The organism is Anabaenopsis tanganyikae CS-531 (genome assembly GCF_029891675.1).
Taxonomy (GTDB): domain Bacteria; phylum Cyanobacteriota; class Cyanobacteriia; order Cyanobacteriales; family Nostocaceae; genus Anabaenopsis; species Anabaenopsis arnoldii.
The window spans coordinates 1-6,315 of the sequence record NZ_JANQDF010000080.1 but is presented as its reverse complement, the minus strand read 5'-3'; the positions used below and the strand labels follow the sequence as shown (position 1 = coordinate 6,315).

Genomic DNA, 6,315 nt, shown 5'->3' with positions numbered 1-6,315 from the left:
ACGACAAGAAGACAGCCAGAGATGGAAGTCTTACAGGTATTCATGACAAGAACCATATCACTGAGGAGCCGTATGAGGTGAAAGTCTCACGTACGGTTTTGTAGACGAGTCGGTTGGGTGACTGACCGGCTTAGTTTAATGAGTTGGATATTGCTACTGACCCTTGGGGTGTGAAGATTACCCGGGTAGAATTGCGCGATATTGTTCCCTCCCAGACGGTGCGAGAATCAATGGAGCTCCAAATGGCCGCCGAACGGCGGCGACGGGCAGCAATTCTCACTTCCGAGGGGGAACGGGAATCCGCGGTGAATACCGCTAGGGGGAAGGCTGAGGCGCAAATTTTAGACGCTGAAGCTCGTCAAAAATCTACGATTCTCCAAGCGGAAGCGCAACAAAAATCTATTATCTTACAAGCTGAAGCTGAACGTCAGCAACAAGTCCTCAAAGCCCAAGCAACCGCTGAAGCTCTCCAAGTAATCACTAATGCTCTCAATGGTCAACCAGGAGCACAAGAAGCTTTACAGTTTTTACTAGCTCAAAGTTATTTGGACATGGGGACGAGGATTGGTAGCAGCGACAGTAGTAAGGTGATGTTTATGGACCCCCGCACTATCCCTGCTACTTTGGAGGGGATGCGTTCTATTGTTGCTGATGCTAGTCATCCTTCTTTTGGTGGTCTCAAGAATGAGCAACGTTAGCTTGATTCATTTGGCATTGACTACACAAACCAAAAAATTCTAGTGTGTGGTAAAAGACTTTAAATTTATGCTGGGATTCTAACTGCTCTTCTAAGGGATGAACAGGACATTGATTAATGGGAATTGATAGGCCACACTGCAAACAGGTCAGGTGGTGTTTGTCTTGCTGGGCTAGGTTATACAGGGCTTCACCGTTGGCTAAATTCCTCACCTGTACCATCCCTTCTAGTTTTAAGGCTTCCAGTGCGCGGTAAACTGTTGCTAAACCCATGGTTTGGTTGCGATTACGTAATTCTACGTAAATATCTTGGGCGGAAATTCCTTTTTCGATGCTCTTGAGTAGGCTGAGAATCCGCTCTTGACTGCGGGTGCGTATGGCTCTCATAGACAATTATTTAAATTTACTACTGTAGTGACAGCTGTTAAATTGGCAAGGTTATTCCTTAACTGTAACTGCTTGTTGATTTTATTTTGACTCAGTTGGGACAGAAAGTTATAGTATAGCGATCGCAGCATTTAGCAAAAAGCCTGTGCAAAGGAAGTATCTAGCCAAAATTTTCGTGACCCTTCGCCCTTCAGTGTTAGACCCTGCTGGTGTGGCCGTACAATCTGGTCTGAAGCAACTGGGATACGACAACGTGGAACAGGTGCGGATTGGGAAGTACATTGAACTCACCATCACTTCTACTGAGGAGATCAAGGCCCGTCGAGACCTTGAACGTATCTGTGACCAAATGTTAGCAAATCCAGTGATTGAAAATTATCGCTTTGATTTGATTGAGGTGGAAACACAAACAGGAGTTATTTAGCATCCAGGATGGGGAAACAGGGAAGCATATTAATTTCTCTGTCCCCATTTCTCACTCCCACTACACTAATTAAGACTAATTAAGAGGAATTAATCACTAAATCATGAAATTTGGGGTTTTGGTTTTTCCGGGTTCTAATTGCGATCGCGATGTTGCTTATGTTACCAGAGATTTGCTGGGGCTGCCTACTCGCATGGTTTGGCATCAAGAAACTGATATCACTGATTTGGATGTAGTTATCATCCCCGGTGGCTTCAGTTACGGTGATTATCTGCGTTGTGGTGCGATCGCCCGCTTCTCCCCTGTGATGCAGCAAGTCCTTGACCACGCCCAAGCAGGTAAATTTGTTCTCGGTATCTGTAACGGTTTCCAGGTATTAACTGAAGCTGGTCTGTTACCCGGTGCTTTGACGAGGAATCAGGATTTACATTTTATCTGCGATCGCGCTCCCCTGACCGTTGAGCGTAACGATATTCCTTGGACTCAAGCCTACACTACCAATGAAACTATCACTCTGCCTATTGCCCACGGCGAAGGGCGATTTTATGCTGATAAATCTACTTTAGCAGCCCTTGAAGATCATAGTCAAGTGGTTTTCCGCTATGCAGGAGACAATCCCAACGGCTCACTCAATAATATCGCCGGGATTTGCAATCGACAAGGCAATGTTTTAGGCATGATGCCTCACCCAGAAAGAGCATCAGATACTTCCCTGGGATATACTGATGGTTTGCGCCTATTTCAAGGCCTATTAGGGAAAATTGCCGCCTGGGTTTAATTTTCTTCCTGTGCTGTGAATTACTCTCAGGAATTAACACTCCCCAATCTTCATCTTATTTTTTTTAGTCCTGATTACTGGACTTTTTTTATGGCTGTTTTTGGTTAAGTTTCTACTGTTTCACTGGCAACTATGGGGTATAATTATAATTGTGCCTATTATAGCAACCGCCAAGGAGGTTAGGACATAAACAGAAGATAAAACCATTGAAATTCAAGCGTTTCAAGGCTTCCCCCTGCCCCCTGCTATAGCAATCCTAAATGATTCATGAACAATTTCTGTTCCCTGTTCCCTGTTCCCTGTTCCCTGTTCCCTGTTCCCTTTCCTCACTGATAATTTCTCAAGTCAAATAGGATGACTATATATCCATAGATATCAATTGCAGATATTTACATACTGAGGTCTTTACGTGAATAAAATTACAATCAATCCTGATTTAGCAAATGTCGATTATACTGACTTACTAACGAAAATCTGCCAAAGCTTAGAGAAAAACCAAATATTCAGAACCGATAACAATCATCAATGGTTAGTGGTGGATATTAATCAAATAGCCGCTGAAATCGCCACTTCACAAGTGAATAGTCCTTTAGGAAATGCTAAGGGAGTACGTGCTGCTACTCTCAATTTTAGCCCTGGTTCTCAAGATAGATTTTCAGAGCAAACAAGTAACATCACTGAATTAGTTAGATCCAATTTAACATCCTACTTGAGCAAAAATCTATCTTTAGATAGATTGACATTTGTCACACAACTGATTGCAGATTTGCAGACATTTCGCCAACAACCAACTAAATTTGACCTCGCCTATAATTTCCCACCATCTAACCAATTACAACAACAGCGATTAACAGTTAGAAATAACGACGGACAACACGCACAACTACTCAAAGCGCATAAAGTTAAAATCTCAGTGGACAAACCCAGTAATTTTACCGCCCACTTATTAGAGGGAATTAATAACTTTATAGATATTCAACTTGAGCCTACATCGGAGGAAAAGGATGACCTAGAATATATTTTAGATAACTTAGAGAAAAATGATCAATCAGATATTCACCGCTTAGAAAATCTGGTGAACCAGCAAACATTAGGTAAATTAAAGAAATTAGCCAAAATCAAATATTTAGAATTTCTCTATGAAAATATCGATGACAATGCTAGCGAGAACAACTTGCAAGGTAAAATATATTTACAGGACTTAATCAGAAGATTAAAATTATTAGATGACTATATTAATAATACCAACAAAGCAGACGGCGAATATATAGTTAACTATCAGGGAGTAGAGGTTAATTACCAAAATATGTTTTCTCGGGGTGAAGCATTTGATATGCTTCCCATTATCCCCTTGATTGAGGGTTACCTAGGAGAAACAGAACAGGAAAACCGCGAGAAAGTAGAATTTATTTTTGGGTTAAAGTTGAAATTTGATGGTAAAGTCCAAGCCTATGGGGGTAAAACAGTTTTTGAGCGTAATCTTGACATTTTACACCCAGATAGTCAAGAACATCAAGAACAAATCCAAGATGAATCTAGAAAAACGTCATTTGTATATAAGGTATTAAAGATAGCATTTTTATATTACTTTTTATTTGCATCTCGTCAAGATCCTAATAATCCCCAGAATGATTTAGAATATAACCCCATTACTAAATGGGAACAATCTGTATTACCAATATTGCAAGGTAGTGATGAAGAAGCTAAAAAACGACTATTTAGAAGCATTATTAATGGGTTTGACAAGTTGGAAGTTAGAGAAAAAATCAAAACTCTCAAGGGAGTTTTAACAAAGCTGATCAAGCGGAAAACTTCCTTCCCTACCAGAGAATATCCCCTACATATTTCTGTCAAGAATAGTATTTTAGAAGCAGATATTAACACTATTGTTGATAGAGATACATTTTTTAAATCTTTGTTACGGGAGAATCCTAAAGACTGTCTTAAATATATCAATTTGGGGGAAGCAACCACAGATAACAGTTTTCTCGTCAGTCTCCCAGCCAAAATGACTATCAGTGAAATCTACTTTTTTGAGACTGATGACAGAGAAACTTTTCAGATGGAATATGACATAAATATAACAGGTCAGGGTATTGGTGTTTTACCGGTAGTATTTGTACCAGCTAACAGCTGCTATGAATTTGTTACAAAAAACCTATCAAACCGTAAGTTGGTAATATTTCCCTATCGTCCAGATCCTAAAAAACTAGAACCGGGTAAACTTGAAACCCAGAAACTAGAGTCCCATCAAGAATTTATTTACAAAATTACCTACAGCTTACTAGCTTACATCTGCTTGTATGTCTTATTAGAAAAAAAATCAAAGTTATTTATTCCCATTTTAAGGATACACCTCAACAACAAGAAAGATGATGCACCCATAGAAAAATTTATAGTTTCCTTGACCGGTGTATTATCCCATTTATTTAATGAACAATATCGGAGTAATTCCCAGGGAATAGATATTAGTGATTTCTCGACCAAGGGTAAATTTAAAATTCCTAATACTTTAAGCGCTTTATATTCTGTATTACCGAAAAAGTTCACTTTCCCCCCTGGAGAGGAATTTCAATTTCGGGAACTAGATAAACTAGCAATGATTATAGTTTCTAGTCGCGGTAGTGATAGCAGATGGGGAATGGAAGCGAAAAAATCTAACCTGATGGGGGAAATTATTGATTTCCAAATTCAACCGCAAACGGTGAAATTAAGATTATTGAAAACATTTTCCGAAAACTATGATAATCATGAAGATATGTTTTCATATCCTAGTGTGATAGTTGAGAATGTAGATAAACTCTATAAAAAAGGCTACAGACACTTTATTTACATAGCAAAAGTTCCTTACAGCACCACATTACACATCACTCAAACTAAAAGCGACGAACTATTTTTTATGTCTGCAAATGTCATTAAGGCTTTGACACAAGAAAGGAGTGATATTAAAATTTATCCGATGTTCTTTGATAAATACTACGCGGTCAAAGTTGAAAACAAAATCAAGTCAACATCATTATATATTCAAGATACTGTAGAACTGACACAGTTAGTAGAAGATAGTAGCAAGAAGTCAATTGTATTTTTCAACTTGTTTAACGGTATCGCAGTTGCTAAAGATACCAACTATAATGGTGTAATGTCTTACGCAACTTTGCTGAATATTTATCAGGGTGTACTAGATGACAAGGATATTAGAACCGGACTAATTTATCAGGACAGTCACTTAAAAAGTGAGATTTTGCAATGCTTGACTTTGTTTCATTTCTCCCGTTATCAAAAGCATGAAAAGTCGGGTAAACTTCAAATCAAGTTAGACCCTTATCAAAACCTCATCGGAAAGGAGTCTATTGGTCAACTAGCTTTATTAAAATATAGTCGCGGTCAGAATGCAGAGTTTAACTCTCTAGCTTTTTTAACCCATGTTAGGGATATACTCGCAAGACCCAAATCAAGCTCTTAGTGGATGTTTGATAAGTTTTCAACAGGTAATTTTTATCTTAGGGAACACCGGAAGGATTGGGGAACAGACAAAAAACAATAAAATCCAGTCCCCTCCCCTTACAAGGCTATCCATTAACCGGATCTTTCTTAACATTCGTGAGAGCGATCGCTCGCAAACCCCCAAACCTTAATCCTCCGTTGATGATTCTCAATAAAATAAGGGTTTTATCAAGAAGAATAAGGTACATTTTGTCAAGATTAGGGAAAGTTTCAAGCGTTGAAACCATTGCCACATAAATGTTTCAAGATTGTTAAGAAAGATGTGAGTAATGAATAGTGTAATGGGAGGGGTTGGGGGTGGGGTCAAACCTGATAAAAACACCTACGTAGGGCGATCGCCCTTCTATCTCGATACTTATGAGGCCGTTTTATCTCTACCCTAAGATAGATGACAACCTGACAGTTATTCTAACTTAAAGTTATTTACACTTGTATAAATTTTAATAAACTGTCTGCTAAATTACTAACAGCGATCGCCTATATTGAAATTTCTACCCTTGTAATCCCCTAGTTTCCCATGTCCAGA

Annotated in this window: 4 protein-coding genes and 1 pseudogene; 4 read left to right on the top strand and 1 reads right to left on the bottom strand. The window is 38.9% G+C overall.

All coding sequences use genetic code 11. The annotated features are described in order from the left end of the window. Positions 1-140: 140 nt before the first annotated feature. Positions 141-698: pseudogene (locus tag NWP22_RS08125) on the top strand (SPFH domain-containing protein); the annotation flags it as partial. Here the strand turns inward: NWP22_RS08125 and NWP22_RS08120 are convergent. Then, positions 679-1,083: a Fur family transcriptional regulator gene (locus NWP22_RS08120; protein ID WP_280801717.1), complete on the bottom strand. Its 405-nt coding sequence runs from the start codon at positions 1,081-1,083 to the stop codon at positions 679-681. The pseudogene NWP22_RS08125 and the gene NWP22_RS08120 sit on opposite strands and share 20 nt — an antisense overlap. Before the next feature lie 145 nt (positions 1,084-1,228). On the opposite strand from NWP22_RS08120, the gene purS reads away from it, so the two are divergent. The 3 genes from purS (at position 1,229) to NWP22_RS08105 (ending at position 5,748) form a co-directional block, all read left to right on the top strand. Continuing rightward, entirely contained in the window at positions 1,229-1,507 is a 279-nt protein-coding gene (gene purS / locus NWP22_RS08115) for a phosphoribosylformylglycinamidine synthase subunit PurS (RefSeq protein ID WP_271733269.1), read from the top strand. A gap of 103 nt (positions 1,508-1,610) precedes the next feature. After that, on the top strand, positions 1,611-2,285 hold the full coding sequence (gene purQ / locus NWP22_RS08110; protein WP_280801716.1) for a phosphoribosylformylglycinamidine synthase subunit PurQ: 675 nt from the start codon (positions 1,611-1,613) through the stop codon (positions 2,283-2,285). A gap of 409 nt (positions 2,286-2,694) precedes the next feature. After that, positions 2,695-5,748, top strand: coding sequence for a hypothetical protein (locus tag NWP22_RS08105; RefSeq protein ID WP_280801715.1), 3,054 nt, complete (start codon positions 2,695-2,697; stop codon positions 5,746-5,748). Positions 5,749-6,315 lie beyond the last annotated feature (567 nt).

Coding starts and splice junctions, on each gene's coding strand:
- NWP22_RS08120 (WP_280801717.1), bottom strand. CDS start 1,083: ATGAGAGCCATACGCACCCGCAGTCAAGAGCGGATTCTCAGCCTACTC.
- purQ (WP_280801716.1), top strand. CDS start 1,611: ATGAAATTTGGGGTTTTGGTTTTTCCGGGTTCTAATTGCGATCGCGAT.